This is a genomic window from Segatella copri, from assembly GCF_019249765.2.
GTDB classification, from domain to species: Bacteria; Bacteroidota; Bacteroidia; order Bacteroidales; family Bacteroidaceae; genus Prevotella; species Prevotella copri_K.
This window is the reverse complement of sequence record NZ_CP152484.1, coordinates 1,623,478-1,643,680: the sequence shown is the minus strand read 5'-3', so window position 1 is coordinate 1,643,680 and position 20,203 is coordinate 1,623,478. Positions and strand designations below refer to the sequence as shown.

Here is a 20,203-nt window from a genome sequence, read left to right as displayed (position 1 = left end):
TTAATAGGGCTAATCATAAAGTTCAAAGTCCAATGTATTACAACGATTTTGGAACATGGATCCGGAAGCAGTTTCCTGATTTTCGTGTTCAGAAGATTTCGATAGATGCGGGATTCTCATGTCCTAACAGAGATGGGAGGATTTCGAGTGGCGGATGTACGTATTGCGACAACCGCACCTTCAATCCGAGCTATTGCGACCGGAAAAAGTCGATTACTGAACAGCTGGAGGAGGGAAAGGCTTTCTTCAGCAGGAAGTATCCTGATATGAAATATCTGGCTTATTTTCAGGCTTATACCAATACATACGCCAGGGTGGAGCAACTGAGGCAGATGTATGAAGAGGCTCTTGAGGTGGAAGATGTGGTGGGAATCGTTATCGGAACCCGTCCGGATTGTGTGAGCGATGAATTGCTCGATTATCTGGAAGAACTGAACCGCCGAACCTTCGTGCTGGTGGAATATGGCATTGAGAGTGCCAATGATGAAACCTTGAAACGCATCAACCGTGGACATGATTTTGCCTGTTGCCGTAGTGCTGTAGAGCGTACTCATGCCAGGGGAATCCTTACGGGCGGCCACATCATCATCGGTTTGCCGGGAGAAGATGCGGAAGAAAGTCTGCGCCAGGCTCCTCTCATCTCTTCCTTGCCGCTTGATATTCTCAAGATTCATCAGATGCAGATTATCAGGGGCACCCGGCTGGCACAGGAATATGCTGAGCATCCCTTTCATGTTTACACGGTAGAGGAGTATATTGATGTCATCGTGAAATACATCCGTCTGCTCAGAAAGGATTTGGTGCTGGAGCGCTTCGTCAGTCAGTCGCCCAAAGAACTGCTGATTGCTCCCAAATGGGGACTCAAGAACTATGAGTTTACCAATCTCCTGAATAACAGATTAAAGAGTTTACAATAAATATGGGAAAAGTAGCAATCGTTATATTAAACTGGAATGGTCAGAAGATGCTGGCAAAGTATCTTCCGAATGTCATCGAATATTCCCGTCAGGATGCTGAAATCTGGGTGGCAGACAATTCTTCTTCTGATGGTTCGATGCACCTTCTGGAGACTCAGTTTCCTCAGGTGAAGACCATCGTGCTGGAGCAGAATTTCGGCTTTGCTGAAGGCTATAACCGTGCCTTGAAGCAGATAGATGCAGAATATTACGTGCTCCTGAATAGCGATGTGGAGGTTTCGCATCATTGGCTTACACCGCTCATCGAGTTTATGGATTCGCATCAGCAGGTGGCTGCCTGCCAGCCTAAGCTGCTTGCGGAATACGATAAGGACAGTTTTGAGTATGCTGGCGCTTGCGGCGGATTCCTCGACAAATACGGCTATCCGTTCTGTCGCGGCCGCATCTTTGATACGGTAGAGCGCGATAACGGGCAGTATGATTACCAGCAGGAAATCTTGTGGGCTACGGGTGCCTGTATGATGATCCGCTCAAAGGATTATTGGACTGCCGGCGGTTTAGACGGCCGTTTCTTTGCCCATAATGAAGAGATAGATCTTTGCTGGCGCTTGCGTCTGATGGGCAGAAAAATCTACTGCATTCCTGAGAGTGAGGTTTATCATGTGGGTGGTGGAACCCTGCCGAAAAGCAATCCGATGAAGACTTATCTGAATTTCAGAAATAATTTAACCATGCTTTATAAGAATCTGAGTGATACGGAGTTGACTCATGTGATGCGTATGCGTAGATTCCTGGATTACCTTGCTGCTTTCGAGACATTGGTTCTGAATCGCAACTGGGGTGACTTCAAGGCTATCTTCAAGGCGCGCAGGGCTTTCAAGGCATGGAAACATGAGTTTGACGAAGATCGCAGAAAGATACAGGCGAGTAGGGTGAAGGAGGAGATTCCGCAGGTTTACAATCTCTCTATCATCTGGCAATATTACGCCAAGGGCAAGAAACTCTTCTCGCAGTTGTAGACTATTCATAAACAAACTTAAAAATAAAATCTATGATGAAAAAACAAATGATGATGGCACTGGTTTCGCTGATGGTTCTGTCAGCCCAGGCGCAGGCTAATTTCCAGGTGTCGGTTTCCAATCCTTCCAAGGTGGCAAGAACCGATGCTCCGGTGGTTGTAGATCTCAGCAAGTTGGGCGCTATCGGCGACATTCAGCGCGCTGTAGTAACCGTTGACGGTAAGGAGATTCCTTCACAGCTCGACGACACCAACCGCGATTGTACCAACGATGAACTCTGTTTCCTTGCCGATTTGGGCAAGAAAGAAACCAAGACCTATCAGGTGCATCTCTATCGTGAGGGCGAGCAGGCACAGTATCCGGCTCGTACCTTTGCCGAACTCTGTCTGCCAAGCAGAAACAGGAAACTGGCTAAGAACAGGCAGGATATTTATCTGCGCAGCATCTCGTTTGATAAGAAAACCAAGGACCCTTATCACTACGTCCATTCTCATGGCATCTGCTTCGAAAGTGAACTGATTGCCATGCGTGTTTATTTCGACCATCGTCAGACCATCGACCTTTATGGCAAAATCAACAAGGGATTGGTGGTTCAGGATACGCAGTTCTATCCTTCAGAAGAGCAGATTCAGGCTGGTTCGGGCGATGATTGCCTCTGGGTAGGCAATACCTACGGACTGGGTGCGCTCCGTGGCTGGGACGGTAAAGACCAGGTGCTGTTCAACAACGTGAAATACCAGGAGCAGCGCGTCATTTCAGAAGGTCCGCTCCGTGCCATCGTCGAGGTAGTGGATAAGGGTTGGGTTCCGGCTCCGGGCTTGCAGCCTGTCAATGCCACCATCCGTTACACCATCTATGCCGGTCATCGCGATTTCGATGTAGATGTATTCTTCAACAAGGATGTTTCTGATTATCAGTTTGCTACAGGACTCATCAACGTAAAGGGTTCCAGCGAATTTGCTGATGGCAAGGGATTGCGAGGCTGTTACGGCAGCGATTGGCCAACAGGCAAGGACGATGGGAAGCACAAGCTGGAGACCGTAGGCTTGGGCATTTATGTGCCACAGTCAGCCCTGGTAAGTCAGCAGCCAGCCAATAAGGATTGCTATACTCAGGTAGTGAAACCTGCAGGCAGCCAGCTCAGTTATAAGCTTGCTTATACCAGTGCCAACGAAACCTATGGTTTCAAGGGCGAGAAGGAGTGGTATGAGTGGTTGAAAGCCTGGAAGAAGCAGATAGAAGAGCCGGTTCAGGTTTCAGTTTCTGTCATCATTCGATAAGCTGTTTCTTTTATCATCCGATAAGCAGAAAAACTGCGCAAATAGCCAGCAATGAGCAAAAAAGCCTTACGTTTTGCTCATTGCTGGCTATTTTGCAAACAATTTTAAGAGAAAAACCCATTTTTTTTGCGAATGCGTATGATTTTTTAGCAAAAAAGCTTGGTAATTTAAATAATTTTTAGTATTTTTGCAGACGTAACTCGAAGATTTGTAAATTATCGTGAAAAGGTTTTTTAATTATATAGTCATATTAGCAATCGTGCTTCTCAGTTCGGCCTGCGAGTTTAAGTTCAAGCCGAACGAGGAAGGAGAGGCTGTGCCCCTGTCGGTACAGCGTTACGACCGATTGGAAAGCAGATATCTTACTACCGGTGATTTCTCAGCCCTGCAGCAGATGAACACCGATTACCCGATAGAAACCCGTACGCTGATAGAGAAAATGCTCCAGCTTGGCACCATTACCGACGCCAATATCAGCAACCGTTTCCTCATGTTCTATCAGGATTCTACCCTGCAGGCACTTATCGCCGATGCTGAGGCAGAATTTGCCAATATGGAAGACATCAACGAGCAGTTGAAAACAGCCTTCTCACGTCTGAACAGTTGGATTCCGGAGCTCCAGCAGCCTTGTTTCTATGCCCAGATTGGTGCTCTCGACCAGAGCATCGTAGTAGGACAGCACTCAGTAGGAATTTCGCTCGATAAATACATGGGCGAAAACTATCCGCTCTACAAGAAATTCTATACACCACAGCAGCGCAGCACCATGTCGCGCCAGTATATTGTGCCAGATTGCCTTACCTTCTATCTGCTGAGCATCTATCCGATGGATCAGTTCGACACCCGTCCGCAGCTCGACCGCGATCTGCACATGGGCAAGATTATGTGGGCTGTCAACAAGGCGATGGGCAAGGAGATTTTCAAGACCAAGTATGTGAAGACAATCTGCGCTTATGTAAAGCGCAACCCTAAAGTAACAGTAGAACAACTGCTCAAGGATGAAGATTATTCGCCTATTGAGGCATTACATAAAGATTAACACATGAAAAAATTTCCAGTTTTTATTGCAACTGTCATGATGGTTTCAGCAATGCAAGCTGCAGATAAACTCGACCTGAAGGCCATTACCTCCGGCGAGTTTGCTGCCTCTTATGTTACCGGTATTAACCCTATTGATGGCACCGATTTGTACGCTTCTATCAGCAATGATGGCAAGCAGGTTATCAGTTATTCGTTCAAGACGGGTAAGCAGATGAGCATCCTCTTCGATGTGAACGCAGTCAAGGCTCCCTTCGAACAGATTGAGGGTTATGTAATCAGTCCTGATGGCAAGAAATTGCTTATCATGACCCATCGCGAGGCTATTTACCGCCGCTCGTTCAAGGCAGAGTATTTCGTATACGATATTGCTAAGAAGAGTTTGAAGAAACTTTCCCAGGGCGTTAACCAGCAGGTGGCTACCTGGTCGCCTGATTCACGCCACATCGCCTTCGTAAAGGATAACAATCTCTTTGTTACCGATGGAGATAAGGAAACCCAGATTACCCGCGACGGTAAGTTCAACGAGGTAATCAATGGTATTCCTGATTGGGTTTACGAAGAGGAGTTCAGCTTCAACCGCGCCTTTGCATGGAATGCGGATGGAACTGCCATCGGATGGATACGCTTCGACGAATCGCACGTAAAGACTTATTCTCTGCAGCTGTTCGAAGGTTCTCATCCTACCCATAGCGAGTATCACGACTATCCGGGAGAATATTCCTATAAATATCCTAAGGCTGGACAGGACAACTCTAAGGTGAGCCTCTGGAGTTATGATATGAAGAACGGCAAGACCGTGGCGCTCGATGTGCCTGTAGATTCCGACGGCTATTATCCACGCGTCAAGACATCGCCAGACGCCAACAGTCTGATTGTCTATACGATGAACCGCCATCAGGACGACATGCGCCTCTATGCAGTCAATCCTTTCACCGGCAAGAGCAGGATGCTCATCAAGGAGAGCGTGCCTAAGTTTGTAAAGGAAGAGGTGATTGAAAACAGCATCGTGGGCAAGAAGAATATCCTGCTGCCTAGCGACCGCGACGGCTTCATGCATCTCTATCTCTATGATATGAACGGCAAGCTCCTGCGCCAGGTAGAGAAGGGCAACTATGATGTTACCTCTATCTACGGAATGGATGAGAAGACGGGCGATGTTTATTTCCAGGCTGCCAAGCTCAATGCGCACGACCGCCAGGTTTACGTGGCTCATAAGAACGGAAAGGTGGAGCGCCTTACTGATGCAGCTGGTTCCAACTCGGCTTACTTCTCGGGCGATTACCGCTATTTCGTCAATACCTGGAGCAGCTACAGCCATCCTTATGTCTTCACCGTACGCAGCAACAAGGGCAAGCTTATCAAGACATTGGAAGACAACAAGCAGCTGCTCGAAAAGACCCGGAAGTATAATTGGGGCAAGCGCGAGACTTTCTCTTTCACCACTTCCGAAGGTGTGAAACTGGACGGCTGGATGGTGAAGCCTGTAGATTTCGACGCCAGCAAGAAGTATCCTGTCATCCTCTTCCAGTATTCCGGTCCGGGCAACCAGCAGGTGCTCGATTCATGGAGCACGGGCAGTATGGGCAATGGCGGTGCTTTCGATTATTATCTTGCTCAGGAAGGTTTCATCATTGCCTGCGTAGATGGTCGTGGAACAGGCGGTAGAGGAGCTGAGTTTGAGAAGTCTACTTATCTCCGTCTGGGCGATTTAGAGTCGAAAGATCAGGTTGAGACAGCTCTCTACATGGGTTCTCTGCCTTATGTAGACAAGGATAATATCGGCATTTGGGGTTGGAGCTATGGTGGTTTCAATACGCTGATGAGTATGAGCGAGGGCCGTCCTGTGTTCAAGGCAGGTGTGGCTGTGGCTCCTCCTACCTGCTACCGCTTCTATGATTCGGTTTATACAGAGCGCTACATGCGCACTCCTAAGGAGAACGAAGAGGGTTACAAGGTGAACCCTATCGAGCGTGTAAAGCAGCAGCATGGTGCGTTGCTTATCTGTCACGGATTGGCAGATGACAATGTGCATCCGCAGAATACCTTCGAATATGCTGAGGCTTTGGTTCAGGCAGACAAGGACTTCAAGACCCTGTGGTACACGAACCGTAATCACGGCATTTCGGGTGGCAATACCCGTAACCATCTGCTTCGCCAGATAGCTAACTGGTTCAAGCAGAATCTGAAGTAGAAAATGATATGATATAAAAAAAGTGAAGCCATTCCCGGCTGAAAGGGAATGGCTTCTTAATTTAATGTTCTCCTTTTTACTTTGCAGAGTAAGGATAAGTTTGATTTCTTATTCATTTTTAGCGCCTTTTCTGCGCTTTTCTTTCTTGGCTTTTTTAGCCTTCTTCACTTTTACCTCTTCAACCTCTTCATCGTTTGGCTGAACAGATGAAAAATGAAAATCTGTAGAGTTGATGGTCTTCACCTGATAAGGGCTAGGCGCATCGTTCATCTGCTGTCCGTTCTTTGCCTTCTTAGCCTTTGGCTTCTGAATGTATCTTGCATAGAGCTTGTTCCATTTCTTTTCAGCCTTCTTCTGGTTGAAGTCAAACATCACGATACACGTGCGGTTGCCGGCACCTTTCTGCTCCAGATAGTCGCGCAACTGGTATGAATAGTTCTCGCGGCTAACCAGAAACTTGTTCTTGCGGGTGAAATAGGCAGAATCAACCTTCTGAACGTCTGTGAAATAGACTGTAGAGTCATTAAACGACGAGGCAAATCCAAAGATGTATGCAGTCTTAACTTCGTTCTTGGCTGATGCAGAGAGCGAGCTGAAACATGCTAATGCAATAGATGCTAATGCAATTTTTGTAATTTTCATTTCTTTTTCTGTCTTATTTTGTTTTGTGCTGTCTGCCCCATCAGTCATGCAGGATCTTTCCTTATCCCAGATAGGACTTCAGCAGTTTATCTGTCGTTTTGTTCCGGAGTCGCCTGATCGTTTTTTCCTTAATCTGGCGTACTCTTTCCCTGGTGAGATGATACTTGGTTCCGATTTCTTCGAGCGTCAGTTCAGGTGTTCCTATGCCATAGAAGGCAGCAATGATTTTCTGGTCTTTGTCCGGCAGCGTGCCGAGCAGTCTTTCTATTTCTGCTCTCAGCGACTCTGCCAGCAGTTCATTGTCGGTCGGATCATCCGAATTGGCCATCAGGTCGAGCATGCTGCCATCTTCATCATCAGAAAAAGGCGCATCCACGCTCAGGTGGCGACTTGTCGATGTAGCCTTCATGGCGTCCTCTATCTTGTCTTCCGGCAAGTCTATGCGGTCAGCTATTTCGTCTACACTCGGTTTGCGTTCAAATTCCTGTTCGAACTTACTCATCTCTCTGTTAATCTTGTTAACGCTTCCCACCTGGTTGAGCGGAAGGCGCACAAGTCTGCTCTGCTCGGCTATGGCCTGCAGAATGCTCTGGCGAATCCACCATACGGCGTAAGAGATAAACTTAAAGCCTCGGGTTTCATCAAACTTCTGTGCGGCTTTGATAAGCCCCACATTTCCTTCGTTGATAAGATCAGACAAGCTGAGCCCTTGGTTCTGGTACTGTTTGGCAACAGACACCACGAAACGGAGATTGGCTTTTGTTAATCTCTCCAATGCCCTACGGTCACCTTTTCTTATACGCTGAGCGAGCTCCACCTCTTCATCTGTAGAGAGCAGCTCCTCATGAGCAATATCTTGAAGATATTTTTCTAACGATGCGCTTGCGCGATTCGTAATTGACTGAGTAATTTTTAATTGTCTCATGCTGGCATCAAATTTTAAGTAGTTGCAAAAATACACTTTTTTGTTTAAATACCAAAAAAAATAGTAGATATTTTTCAGAAATACCTACTATTTTATTGTTTTTTGTCTGTTTCTTGAGTTTTTTGGCAGTAAAAATGCCTTTTCACTACTCAATCATGAGACGTTTCTCTTCAAACGCTTACCCTTAGTCTTTCTGCAGCGGAACAGCGAAGTAAGCCTTCTTGCCTGTTGGCCATATACCCTGGATGTAGAGCACTGGGTCCTTGCTGGTAGAAGCACTCTTTACAACCTTCTGCAGGTCATCAATCGTATTGATGTTGTTGTCGTTGATGCGCTGGATGATGAAACCGCGTGAAATGCCACCATCCTTCAGGGCGCCGCTGTTCACCTTCATTACCTCTACACCATACTTGATGTTGAGCTGGTTCTTCTGGCTCTCAGTAATAGGGCGGAAGCTGCCACCGAGCACGTCAAGGTCGGCACTCTTGATAACCGAAGTATTACCCTGGGCATTCTTCAGCGTGATGGTCTTGGTGCTTGCCTTCTTGTTGCGCAGATAGGTGATGCTCATCTTGTCGCCAGGGCGCTTGCCGTTCAGGATTTCCTGCAGCTCAGCCATCTTGGTCACCTTCTTGCCGTCAACCTTGGTAATCACGTCACCTTCTTTCAGTCCTGCCTCAGCACCGTTGCCGTCTTCATCAACCTTGGCAATGTAAACACCCTCGTTGGTTCCCAGGTTCACTTCCTTGCCGTTCTCCTTCTGGGCGTTGATATAGTTCAGCACATCGCTTCCCTGTATGCTCAGCATCACGCGCTGTACGCTGCCGTATTTCTTCAGGTCGTCTACCACCTTGTTCATGATAGAGGTAGGGATGGCGAAACCGTAGCCGGAGTAAGAACCGGTCTGAGAATAGAGCATGGCGTTGATGCCTACCAGTTCGCCCTGGGTGTTGACGAGTGCACCGCCCGAGTTACCTGCGTTGATGGCAGCATCGGTCTGGATGAAACTCTCTACACCGTTGGCACCGAGTGAACGTGCCTTGGCAGAGATAATACCGGCTGTAACCGTATTGTTCAGTCCGAATGGGTTGCCCACGGCGATGACCCATTCACCCACCTTCACCTTGTCGCTGTCGGCGATAGGCAGGGTAGGCAGGTTCTTGCCGTCTACCTTGATGAGGGCGAGGTCGGTAGTCTTGTCGGTTCCGATGATGCGTGCAGAGAATTCACGGTTGTCGTTCAGTGTTACGGTCAGCTCGTCAGCACCTTCTACCACGTGGTTGTTGGTAACAATGTAACCGTCCTGACTGATGATGACGCCCGAACCGGTAGCCTCTCTCTTCGGAGTCTGCACTTTCTGCTTGCGTGTTCCTCCGTTGCCCTGTTCCGGGTTGCCGAAGAAGCCGAACGGGTCGAAGAATCCTCCGAATGGGTCGTCCTGCACATCTACCGTCTTCACCTTCGAGTTCTGTACGTATTTAATATGTACTACAGCAGGCAGCGCCTTCTCGGCAGCATAGGTTAAGTCTACAGGCTGACCTGCTGGCGCAGCGGTAACTGCAGGTGAAGCATTTACTTTCATGAAAGCACCGGCTGAAAATGCGAGCGAACCAACGCAGAGCACAGCCACAACATAATTACTTAATTTTTTCATGTTTCTTATTTTTTATTGTTTACTTTTCTTTTCCTTGGAACTGCAGCAGCTAATATCATGCCAAAAGTCAGCTTGTCATGCATCGCTCTGTTTTCCGGTTGCAAATATAGGGTCATTTTTTGAGATACGCTTCATTCTCTGCATAAATTTATTCCGTTTTAACATTTCAAATTAACACTTTAACGGCTATTAAACAAGAAATGCCCTAAATTCACAAATATTTGAATGTAAGTATGAAAATCTTAGTTTTGTATACAGAACTATCTTTTGCTAATCATTGAATATCTGTTAAAAGGAAGCGGCTCGGAAACTCGGTTTAACCGGGGGGAAGAGTGAAAATAGCCTTGCGAATAACTAATGATGCATAAAAAAGTGAGGAATCGTGCGATAGTATCAAAAGTTTTTTGTACTTTTGCATGTCGAAAGCAGTGCTCCGGTCTGTCGCTGGCATCTTTCAGGTGCGAGAGGAAAGTCCGGGCAGCATAGAGCATCCCACTTCCGAAACTAGAAGCTATTGGTGACAGTAGGTGTCGGTAGAAGAAAATAACCGCTTTCACTTATCCCGTTTGTCCAGTCTGGGGTGGTGAGAGTAAGGGTGAGAAGGTGGTGTAAGAGACCACCAGCTGGCGGGTGATCGTCAGGCTGTGCCATCTGGGAGCTGTAAGCTCATGTATACCGCAGATTGAGGGCGGCTCGTCCGATTGCCTTAGGGCTGCTGCGGAGGGTAGAGTGCTTGAGCCCAAGGGTGACTTTGGGACTAGATAAATGACAGACGTTCTTATATCTGGTATGAACACAGCATAACAGCATATCTGATATAGAAACACAGAACTCGGCTTACAGGGGCACTGCTTTTCTTTTTTTTCAGCATCGCAGCCTTTATATATAATAAGGTATAAGATGCATTCATTTTTAAACGATTTTAAAAACTAGCAAGATTATGAAACTCAGAGAACCGGAAAAGCAGATATTAGATGATTTCGAACATAAGGTAACGGGCAAGATAGCGAAATATGGCAATGAACCCGATTTCCCGAAGTTTGAGAACTATGGCATTACCCGCATGGAGCTGGATGATTATCTTTTCGATAAGCAGTCGATGCTCGACATGGGCGGTTCCAAGCGCAGCCAGCTCACCATCGGCGGTTTCATCACCGTCCTCCCCGTACTGGTGCTGTCCTGTTTCCCGGATCAGTCACCCGTCTACGACAACGGCAAGATGCTCGCCACGGTCATAGCCGTCATCATCGGTCTGCTGCTGGCGTGTTTTGTCAAGGCACTTCTCCAGATGATCATCGCCTATCGCGTGAACCATCATAAGGAGCCTAAGATGGAGACCTTCATCAAGGCAGTCCTCTTCTACGAGAAGCGGTCGTAACTGTAAACTATAAATAATAAACTATAAACTATAAGTAGTATGACATTACCAGACTTTATGGACTATAAGGACAAGTTCACCCAGCGTGCATTTGTCGAGAAGATTTCGCATGTTGCCAAACGTGCCGGTGCCAAGATGGTTTATACAGCGCTCATTCTCTATTATACGTTAGAGAGTGACAAGGTTTCGCTGAAGGACAAGGCTCTGATTGTAGGAGCATTGGGCTACCTCATCAGTCCGCTCGATGTCATTCCAGATGCCATTCCTATTGCCGGTTTGGGCGATGACCTGGCCGTGCTGCTGTTTGTGCTCAAGAAAGTTTGGGGCGAGGTTTCAGAAGATGTAAAGGCAAAGGCTCAGGACAAGTTAAAGAAATGGTTTGATGAAGACGAGATTCCATCAGCCGATGACCTCTTCAAGGATTCAGCCACCGATACACCGGTTTGATTTTTCTCTAGGGGGCAAGGCATAAGGAAATGAAAATGACCGGAAATGACCATGACCGGAAATGACCGAACTTTAGGGGTTTGAAAATGATAATGACCCTTAATGACTTTGACCCTTCATGACCGGCTTCAGTAGTAGCTAAACTTTAACATGTTTTGCCCCACACGCCCTGAAGGGGCAGAAGCTCCTAGCCCAGGGTAACACCCTGGGTAAATACGGACGCAAACAAGTCGCCCTGTAAGGGCAAAAGCTTTTAAATATCAGGTAATTTATAAAGCTTTTGCCCCTACAGGGCGACCTTTTGTATTTATCCTAAAACCCAGGGCGATTGCCCTGGGCTAGGAGCTTTTGGGCCTTCAGCCCGTTCTTGAACCACATTCGTAGTTCCCTTTCTTTATCCCATGCAGCTCGTTACTCCGAGCGTAGTAGCGATAGCGGTCAGTATGCTGATGGCTATCTGAAGAATTGTTTTCCAAGTGTTCGCTTTCATCTTTTTTTAATGTTGAATGTTGAGTGTTGAATGTTGAATTTTTTGTGGGCGGATAGGCTGGGCTAGGGGCTAGCACCCTAGCCAGTCTATCCTTGGGCTATTCAAGGCCGTCGCCAGTATCGTCCTTGCCGGTAGTACCGCCGGTTGATTCAGAGCCTTGGCCATCGCTGCCGGTCTGACCGGTGTTTGAACCGCCTGGGGTAGAACCGCCTGGCGTATTATCCGGAGTAGTTGGGGCGTTGAGGTCAACGTTGGTCTTACCCTCCTTAATCGCCTTGATAACGGCTGCCTGAGCGCTGCGGCTGGCTACGAGGTTGAACTCGGCGTCATCGCGAAGGTTCTTGAACTCCTGACCAGGCTCCCACTGAACCTTCACACCGGTGATGTTCTGTGCGGTGAACTTGTCGGCATCCTCGGCACCCTTTGAGGTGAGAAGGAGAGAGAAATCACCAAGATCGCCCAGACGAATCTTCTTGCCCTCAAGCAACATCTCACGCATGCAGTCTACGGCGATGTAGAGGATGGCGCTGATGTCAGCTCTCGAATAGACACTTCCATGAGAGGTGATGTGCTTGGCAAACTTCTCAATGGTCATGATGTCAGTGTACTGTGAGATGGCGAAAGCATTCTGCTTCTCGGTCTTCACGAGTTCCAGGTCCTTTGGGTCAGGATTCTTACCCTCCTTCTTCGCCTGGTTGATGCGTGACTTCGCCTGGTTGATTTCCAGAAGATTTGCGTTCACGCTACGCATTACGATGCTGTAATTAATCATAGTCGTTTGTAGTATGTTTAGAGTCCTTTGTTTTGCAACTCCCCAGAACGCCCCGTTCCTGCTGTTTTCGGGGTCTTCATTGATGACCGGCGCCTGCCATCATTTATGACCCGTGTTGGTCTTAATAGAAGACCCGAGCAAGGCACAAAAGGCTGTTCTTTCGATTGCCGGTGCAAAGATACAACATTTTCGGGCAGAATGCAAGCTTTCACCCTAACTTTCTATGTGAGAAAGGCTATAAGTAGCTGTAATACAATAAGTTCTATTGATTTTCTGTCTGAACTTTGTTGCAAATAACAGAAAAACGCAGAAAAAGCACAATGGAGAACAAAGAAAGGCAAAAGCGGTCATTTCCGGTCATGGTCATTTTCGGTCATTTTCAAAATGAGTTGGGTCATTTTGAGCTATAGTAAATATAAATAATATTTATATTATACTATAGATGACCTTTTCTCCCCCGAAACGAAAATGACCGGAAATGACCATGACCGAAAATGACCGGAATATAATCTTCATAGTGATGGGAGATAATAAATTGTTAGATACGCTAAAGTGTTGGCTATTAATGTTATATATGATTTGTATGTAGTCTTGCTATAATTGTGTACGTATAAAATAATCTACATTCATCAGGCTCATATTTGTACCTTATTGTTCTTCTTTTGCCCTTTTTCTACCTGTCATTTCTTCTATTTTTGTCAAAAATACCTACCTTTAGAGCATGATTTAGAGTCCGAGGAGGGGCATTTTACACCCTTAGGAGAGGGGGTAAAACATCTTCCTATCCCCCATATTTTGCATTTTTCCGTTAAATAACGTGATAAAATTCTTGGGTTTGCCAACTTTTTATTATCTTTGCTAGCAATTAACAAATTATTGACGTAGCAATAGTCTGGAAAGCTAGAAACTACATAATAACAGTACTAAGATGAAAAGGTGTAACTTCTTGACGTACAAAGCTTTAGGGGGGGGGTAATTTTGCTCAGGCAAAGTTAGCCCAACATCATCATGTTCTTATCCGCAGGCGAATATTATCTTATTTTTATATGATAATAGTCGCTTTTTTTATGCTTTCTTCCACCGCCTGTTCTAGCGACGAAGAAACAGAAAAAACAGAGGTTTTTCATTACGAAACCACATTTTTAGCCCACGAATGGCAGATTTCAGCCCTTTATCAGCGCGTTGGAAGTATCTTTATCGACGTAAAAGAGGCTCCTTTGTTCTGCAGTTTCACCTCAGATGCTATTTCTTTCTCCGAAACGACGGAAGTGAACCACTTCGACGAAGGCGGTAAAATAACCCAAACTACCACCGAAAACGTTGCTTGCGGTCAGTACACCTATTTAATAAAGGAGAACAAAATACAGATAGATAATCAGATATTCACCATTACGGACAACAACGGAACCCTCGTTCTGCAGAATGAGGACTGGAAGCTTGTGCTCGTAGAAAAATAAACATATTATGGCTAAGAAACAAGATACAATCAGCATTGGTTTTGAAGAGAAAATATGGAAGGCTGCCGATATTCTGAGAGGCAACCTCAGCGCTTCGCAATACGAGGGTGTGGTGCTCGGACTCATTTTTCTGAAATACATCAGCGACCGCTTCGAACAGAAGTTTCAGGAGCTGCAGGGCGACGAATACGCCGACCCGGAAGATAAGGACGAATACACTGCCGAGAACATCTTCTTCGTGCCTGCTGAAGCCCGATGGAGCAAGATTAGTGCTGCTGCCCACACACCGGAAATAGGCGTGGTGATAGATGAAGCGCTTACTGCCATTGAGCGAGAAAACGAAAGACTGAAGGGCATTCTGCCTAAGAATTTCGCCCGTCCGGAGCTGGACAAGCGCCGTTTGGGTGATGTGGTAGATCTCTTTACGAACATAGAAATGCACGATGCTGGCGAGGAGAAAGACCTGCTGGGCAGAACCTACGAATACTGTCTGCAGCAGTTTGCCAGCCTGGAGGGCAAGAATGGTGGCGAGTTCTATACGCCTTCCTGCATTGTCCGCACGCTGGTAGAGATTCTGGAGCCTTACGAGGGCAGAGTCTATGACCCTTGCTGCGGAAGCGGTGGTATGTTTGTGCAGAGCGCCAAGTTTATAGAGCGCCACAAGGGAAACCTGCGCAAAATCAGTATCTACGGTCAGGAGGCAAACCCTGATACGTGGAAGATGGCGCACATGAACCTTGCCATCCGTGGCTTGGATGCGAACTTAGGAAAAGTCTTTGCCGACACTTTCTATGATGACCAGCACCCTACGCTGAAGGCACATTACATTCTTGCCAATCCTCCTTTCAATCTCAGCGACTGGGGGCAGAGTGCGCTCCAGGAAGATGTGCGCTGGCAGTATGGTTTGCCACCAGCTGGCAACGCCAACTTTGCATGGATGCAGCACATGATTCACCATCTGGCACCTAACGGAAAGATTGGTTTGGTGCTGGCGAATGGTGCGCTTTCGAGTCAGAGTGGTGGCGAGGGACAGATTCGCCAAGCCATCATCGAAGCCGACCTGGTAGAGGGAATCGTGGCATTGCCTTCGCAGCTGTTCTACAGTACGGGTATTCCTGTAAGTCTTTGGTTTATCAGCCGCAACAAGGCGCAGAAGGGCAAGACCGTGTTTATCGACGCCCGCAATCTGGGCACGATGGTTACCCGCAAGCTTCGTGAGTTGATGCCTGATACGGATATTAAGAAGATTACCGACACCTTCCATGCGTTCCAGCAGGGAACTCTGGAGGATAAGAAGGGCTTCTGTGCCGTATGCACCACCGAGCAGATAGCTGCTCAGGACTTCATCCTGACTCCTGGCAGATACGTAGGAATCGCCGAAGACGAAGGCGACGGAGTGCCTTTCGAGGAGAAAATGACGAATCTTACCGGAGAGCTGAAGCAGCTGTTTGAGGAAAGCAAGAAGCAGGAAGAAGAGATCAGATTGCAGTTGAAGAAAATAGGATGGGAGGTGTAAAGTATGGAGCTTCAAGATATATGTTCATACGTAAAGACAAAAGTGGAGACATCCAACTATTCCATAGAAGACTATATTTCAACTGAAAATATGTTACCTGAAAAGGGTGGAATAACAGTCGCATCTTCTTTTCCAAGTGGTAAAGTAACTGAATTTCAAGAAAATGATATCTTGATTTCAAATATTAGACCATACTTTAAAAAGATATGGAAGGCAGACAGAAGGGGATGTTGCAGTAATGATGTCTTATGTATTAGAGCTAATAATAATGTAGATGCAGAATTTCTATATTATTTATTAAGCCAAGATTTATTTTTTGCTTATGTTATGTCGGGTGCAAATGGAAGTAAAATGCCAAGAGGTGACAAACAGCAAATTATGAATTGGGAAATAGAAATCCCATCAGAGAAAGAAGACCAGCGCCGCATAGCCTCCATCCTTTCTTCTCTCGACCGGAAGATAGAGTTGAACAACAAGATCAATGCTGATTTGGAGGAGATGGCGCAGGCTATTTTCAAGAATTGGTTCGTTGACTTTGAGCCTTTCAAGGATGGTAAGTTCGTGGATAGTGAATTGGGAATGATTCCGGAAGGATGGAAAGTTGGAAGCTTGGGTGATTTTTGCAATGTTTTTACAGGCAAGAAAAATACTAATCAAGCGATAGAAAAGGGCTTATATCCGTTCTTTTCATGTGCTCCAGAACCATTAGCTTCTAACGATGCAATATTTAATGGTAAAGCCATTATTATAGCAGGAAATGGGAGTTATACAGGAAGAACTTCGTTCTATAATGGAGGATTTGATTTGTACCAGCGTACATACGCTTGTACAATTAGAGAACAAGATAAAGAAAATCTTATGATATTCTTTTATCACATGATGAAACAGTTCTTTGAACCTACAAAAATGGGAGGAACAAGAGGGTCATCTATTCCTTATATTGTTATGGGTGACATTACTCAACAAAAATTCCCATATTCTAAGGATTGGTTAATACGATTCTCTAATATTGCAAATTCTATGATGGATAGGAAATTACGTATAGACAAGGAGAACTCCCGCCTCTCCCTTCTCCGAGACACCCTTCTCCCTCGCTTAATGTCAGGCGAGCTGGAAGTTCCGGAATAAGAAGAGCAACGAAAGAAAATAACGAGAAAGAAAATATAAAATATTAACATTATGGCAGACGACAAGAAATTCACCGAAGACGCATACGAGCAAACGCTCATTGCCCTGTTCCGCGACGAACTCGGCTATGCGTACGAATGTGGCTACGAGGTGGAGCGCGACTATAAGGAGCCTTTCTATCGTGCCGATTTGGTCGCCTCGATGCGACGGCTTAATCCTCAACTGCCAGCCGATGCAATGGATGAAGGAATCAAGCAAATCGCCAACATCAGCATCGGTACTTTAGAACAGAACAACGAGCAGTTTACACTCTGGATGCAAAACGGTCTGGAGGTGGGATTCCTGCAAGATGGCGAAGAACGAACAGCCCTGATGAGGCTCTTCGACTTCGACCACCCCGAAAGAAACCTCTTCAAGGTGGTGAACCAGTGGCGGGTAGAAGAGTATAAGAACAAGCGCTGCGATATGGTGGTGATGGTCAACGGATTGCCCCTCGTGGTGGTGGAGCTGAAAAGCGCCATTTCCGAAGATGCAACCGTAGAAGATGCCTACAAGCAGATCAAGAACTATCAGCAGAGCATTCCAAGCCTCTTCTGCTACAACGCCTTCAACGTAATCAGCGACATGAGCGAAACACGTGCCGGAACCATCACCGCCAAGCTGGAACGCTACATGGAATGGAAGACCGTAGACGGTTCATACGAGTCAACCCTCTTTGCCGACTATCGCACCTTCTTTCTCGGCATGTTCCAGCAGCAGCGACTGCTCGACATTCTGCAGAACTTCATCTGCTTCGACAAGAACCAGGGCAAATACGCCAAGATTCTTACCGCCTACCATCAGTACTACGCCGTGGGCAAAGCCCTGCAGCGCACCCGTACCGCCGTGGAAGGCAACGGAAAAATCGGCGTGTTCTGGCACACGCAGGGTTCGGGCAAGAGCCTCTCCATGGTGTTCTACGCCCACCAGCTGGTGCAGCGGTTGCCCGAAGTAACCATCGTGGTAGTAACCGACCGCAAGGACCTCGACAACCAGCTCTTCGGTCAGTTCTGCCGCTGCCAGGACTTCCTTCGTCAGGAACCACAGAACGCCCAGAGCCGTGAAGACCTGGGTAATCTGCTGCGTAACCGAAAGAGTGGGGGAATCATCTTCACCACCATTCAGAAGTTTGAAGAAGGCGACTCGGCACTCTCCACCCGCCGCAACATCATCGTAATGACCGATGAGGCGCACCGCTCGCAATACGGCGAGGAGCACTGGGACAACAAGAGCCTGACGATGAAGAAGGGATTCAGCCAGAAGATGAGAGAAGCCCTGCCAGGCGCCTCGTTTATCGGTTTCACCGGAACGCCTATCAGCGACCGCGACAGAGACACGGAGGAAGTGTTCGGCAACTACATCGACGTTTACGACATGAGTCAGGCGGTAGATGATGGAGCCACCCGTCCGGTTTATTACGAGAGCCGTGTGGTGAACCTGAACCTCGACGAAGACACGATGAAGCTGCTGAACGATGAGTTCGACAACCTAGCCGAAGAGGGAGCCACCGAGGAGCAGATCAGGCAGGCAAAGCAGGAGCACAGCCGACTGGAAGTGCTCCTGGGCGAAGACGCCACCATCGACACGCTGGTAAGGGACATCATCCAGCACTACGAGCAGAACCGTGCGCAGGAACTCACCGGCAAGGCAATGATCGTGGCGCTGACCCGAAGCATCGCCATCAAAATCTACCGCAAGATGCTGGAGCTTCGCCCCGGGTGGACGGAGAAGGTTAAGGTAGTGATGAGCGGTTCGAACCAGGACCCCGAAGACTGGCAGCCGATTATCGGCAACGAAGCCTACAAGAAGGAACTGGCAAGAAAATTCAAGGACAACGACGATGAGATGAAAATCGCCATCGTAAGAGATATGTGGCTCACGGGCTTCGATGTTCCGTCGCTCGCCACCATGTACGTATATAAGCCGATGAGCGGTCATAACCTGATGCAGGCAATAGCCCGTGTAAACCGTGTGTTTCCGGGCAAGGAAGGCGGACTGATAGTGGATTACGTAGGCATTGCGCAGGCGCTGAAGAGTGCCATGCAGCAGTACACCAACCGTGACCGCCGCCGCTTCGGAGACCCCGACATCGCCAAGACCGCCCTGGTGAAATGGAAGGAAGAGATGGAAATCTGCCGTGACCAGCTTCATGGTTTCGACTATTCCGGCTTCTTCGAACAGGACAACTCGAAGCGGGCACTCGCCATTACGAGCGGAGCCAACTTCCTGAGTTCTCCAGCCATGGTTCAGCGCAAGAAGAATTTCATGGAGCACAGCAATCTGCTTCACAACGCCACCACGCTCTGCCGTTCGCTTCTGAATGAGCAGCAGAAGGCAGAGGTGTGCTATATGGATGCGTTGCGCGTGATGATGCTCAAACTCTCGCAGAAGGGCAAGATCAGCCGCCATGAAATCAACGAGCGCATCGGTGAGCTGCTCCGTCAGAGTGTGAAGACCGACGGAGTGATCAATCTCTTTGGTGACCGCCAGATAGAGTTCTCGCTCTTCGACGACGCCTTCATCCAGGAGGTGAAGAACATGAAGGAGCGCAACCTGGCGGTGGAACTGCTCACCAAACTGATGAAAGAAAAAATCAAGCAGCAGCAGAAGACCAACGTGGTTCAGAGCGACCTCTTCTCCGACATGCTCAGCCAGAGTCTCTCCAACTATCTGAAGGGCTTGCTCACCAACGAGGAAGTGATAGAGGAGCTGTTGAAGATGGCTCAGCAGATGAAGCAGGCAGAGGCAGAGGGCAACGACCTGGGACTTTCGCCCGAGGAGAAGGCATTCTATGATGCGCTCTCCACGCCCGAAGGTGTGCGGCAGGCTTACTCCGACGAGGAGTTTGTGGCGCTGACCCGGGAACTGACAGAAGTCTTGCACCGCAACCGCACCATCGACTGGAACCGGAAGGAATCAGCCAGGGCGAAGATGCGAGTGATGGTGAAGCGACTGCTCAAGAAGTATAAGTATCCACCAGAGGGTGCAGAAAAGGCGCTGGAAACTGTGATGCGCCAATGCGACCACTGGGCGGATGATGAAGAAAACGTAGTATAAACCCTTTAAAATTTGAAGTAAGAAACAGAAAGTAAACAAGAAAAATAACATATAGATATTGACGCTGATTATCTGCACTTCTACAGTATTTAGAACCTGCAAAATTCAAAAACGACAAGAAGAAGGTGACAGCAAGGCGTCCACTCCTCTACGGCGTGGGCAGTACTTGTTTGTACCTTGTCGTAGGTTCTTGCAGGTACCTTAATACTGGTACTTACAGGGAACCCCATGCCGCTTATTTAAACAACAT

At 47.5% G+C, this 20,203-nt stretch carries 16 protein-coding genes and 1 other RNA gene; 12 read left to right on the top strand and 5 right to left on the bottom strand.

Going from position 1 to position 20,203, the window contains the following annotated elements; all coding sequences use genetic code 11:
• Window positions 1-32: 32 nt before the first annotated feature.
• The 5 genes from KUA46_RS07420 to KUA46_RS07400 all read left to right on the top strand — a co-directional run bounded on the left by KUA46_RS07420 (window position 33) and on the right by KUA46_RS07400 (window position 6,448).
• Complete coding sequence (locus tag KUA46_RS07420) at window positions 33-917, top strand: TIGR01212 family radical SAM protein (protein ID WP_022122033.1); 885 nt, start codon at window positions 33-35, stop codon at window positions 915-917.
• 2 nt (window positions 918-919) lie between these two features.
• Complete coding sequence (locus KUA46_RS07415) at window positions 920-1,936, top strand: glycosyltransferase family 2 protein (RefSeq protein ID WP_218486946.1); 1,017 nt, start codon at window positions 920-922, stop codon at window positions 1,934-1,936.
• A 32-nt stretch (window positions 1,937-1,968) separates the two neighbouring features.
• On the top strand, window positions 1,969-3,216 hold the full coding sequence (locus tag KUA46_RS07410; RefSeq protein WP_118152878.1) for a DUF4861 domain-containing protein: 1,248 nt from the start codon (window positions 1,969-1,971) through the stop codon (window positions 3,214-3,216).
• A gap of 259 nt (window positions 3,217-3,475) precedes the next feature.
• Window positions 3,476-4,255, top strand: coding sequence for a gliding motility protein GldB (locus KUA46_RS07405; protein WP_288719024.1), 780 nt, complete (start codon window positions 3,476-3,478; stop codon window positions 4,253-4,255).
• A 3-nt stretch (window positions 4,256-4,258) separates the two neighbouring features.
• Window positions 4,259-6,448 carry a S9 family peptidase gene (locus KUA46_RS07400; protein WP_218486947.1) on the top strand — a complete coding sequence of 730 codons (2,190 nt, stop codon included), beginning with the start codon at window positions 4,259-4,261 and terminating at the stop codon, window positions 6,446-6,448.
• 108 nt (window positions 6,449-6,556) lie between these two features.
• On the opposite strand, the gene KUA46_RS07395 is transcribed toward KUA46_RS07400, so the two are convergent.
• The 3 genes from KUA46_RS07395 to KUA46_RS07385 all read right to left on the bottom strand — a co-directional run bounded on the left by KUA46_RS07395 (window position 6,557) and on the right by KUA46_RS07385 (window position 9,669).
• On the bottom strand, window positions 6,557-7,090 hold the full coding sequence (locus KUA46_RS07395) for a hypothetical protein (RefSeq protein WP_147347167.1): 534 nt from the start codon (window positions 7,088-7,090) through the stop codon (window positions 6,557-6,559).
• A 61-nt stretch (window positions 7,091-7,151) separates the two neighbouring features.
• The gene (locus tag KUA46_RS07390) at window positions 7,152-8,015 is read right to left on the bottom strand and encodes a sigma-70 family RNA polymerase sigma factor (protein WP_022122021.1); all 864 of its coding nucleotides are present in this window, start codon (window positions 8,013-8,015) and stop codon (window positions 7,152-7,154) included.
• Between the two features lie 184 nt (window positions 8,016-8,199).
• Window positions 8,200-9,669 (bottom strand): Do family serine endopeptidase, encoded by a 1,470-nt coding sequence (locus KUA46_RS07385; protein ID WP_217326852.1) that lies wholly within the window; start codon window positions 9,667-9,669, stop codon window positions 8,200-8,202.
• A gap of 425 nt (window positions 9,670-10,094) precedes the next feature.
• Here KUA46_RS07385 and rnpB point away from each other — a divergent pair.
• The 3 genes from rnpB to KUA46_RS07370 all read left to right on the top strand — a co-directional run bounded on the left by rnpB (window position 10,095) and on the right by KUA46_RS07370 (window position 11,494).
• Window positions 10,095-10,525: RNase P RNA component class A (gene rnpB, locus KUA46_RS07380), an RNA gene on the top strand.
• An 84-nt stretch (window positions 10,526-10,609) separates the two neighbouring features.
• The gene (locus KUA46_RS07375) at window positions 10,610-11,047 is read left to right on the top strand and encodes a hypothetical protein (RefSeq protein ID WP_218434647.1); all 438 of its coding nucleotides are present in this window, start codon (window positions 10,610-10,612) and stop codon (window positions 11,045-11,047) included.
• Between the two features lie 39 nt (window positions 11,048-11,086).
• Window positions 11,087-11,494 carry a YkvA family protein gene (locus tag KUA46_RS07370; protein WP_118080795.1) on the top strand — a complete coding sequence of 136 codons (408 nt, stop codon included), beginning with the start codon at window positions 11,087-11,089 and terminating at the stop codon, window positions 11,492-11,494.
• Between the two features lie 394 nt (window positions 11,495-11,888).
• Here the strand turns inward: KUA46_RS07370 and KUA46_RS07365 are convergent, their stop codons facing one another.
• Both KUA46_RS07365 and KUA46_RS07360 read right to left on the bottom strand, forming a co-directional pair.
• Entirely contained in the window at window positions 11,889-11,984 is a 96-nt protein-coding gene (locus KUA46_RS07365) for a smalltalk protein (RefSeq protein ID WP_153072405.1), read from the bottom strand.
• 97 nt (window positions 11,985-12,081) lie between these two features.
• Window positions 12,082-12,756, bottom strand: coding sequence for an HU family DNA-binding protein (locus tag KUA46_RS07360; RefSeq protein WP_218486948.1), 675 nt, complete (start codon window positions 12,754-12,756; stop codon window positions 12,082-12,084).
• A gap of 1,046 nt (window positions 12,757-13,802) precedes the next feature.
• On the opposite strand from KUA46_RS07360, the gene KUA46_RS07355 reads away from it, so the two are divergent.
• Genes KUA46_RS07355 through KUA46_RS07340 form a run of 4 tightly spaced genes read left to right on the top strand, consistent with a single transcriptional unit; the run spans window position 13,803 to window position 19,953 of the window.
• Window positions 13,803-14,213 carry a hypothetical protein gene (locus KUA46_RS07355; RefSeq protein WP_218486949.1) on the top strand — a complete coding sequence of 137 codons (411 nt, stop codon included), beginning with the start codon at window positions 13,803-13,805 and terminating at the stop codon, window positions 14,211-14,213.
• Window positions 14,214-14,220: 7 nt separating this feature from the next.
• Entirely contained in the window at window positions 14,221-15,729 is a 1,509-nt protein-coding gene (locus KUA46_RS07350) for a type I restriction-modification system subunit M (RefSeq protein WP_218486950.1), read from the top strand.
• 3 nt (window positions 15,730-15,732) lie between these two features.
• On the top strand, window positions 15,733-16,857 hold the full coding sequence (locus tag KUA46_RS07345; protein ID WP_218486951.1) for a restriction endonuclease subunit S: 1,125 nt from the start codon (window positions 15,733-15,735) through the stop codon (window positions 16,855-16,857).
• 51 nt (window positions 16,858-16,908) lie between these two features.
• Window positions 16,909-19,953: a type I restriction endonuclease subunit R gene (locus KUA46_RS07340; RefSeq protein ID WP_218486952.1), complete on the top strand. Its 3,045-nt coding sequence runs from the start codon at window positions 16,909-16,911 to the stop codon at window positions 19,951-19,953.
• Window positions 19,954-20,203 lie beyond the last annotated feature (250 nt).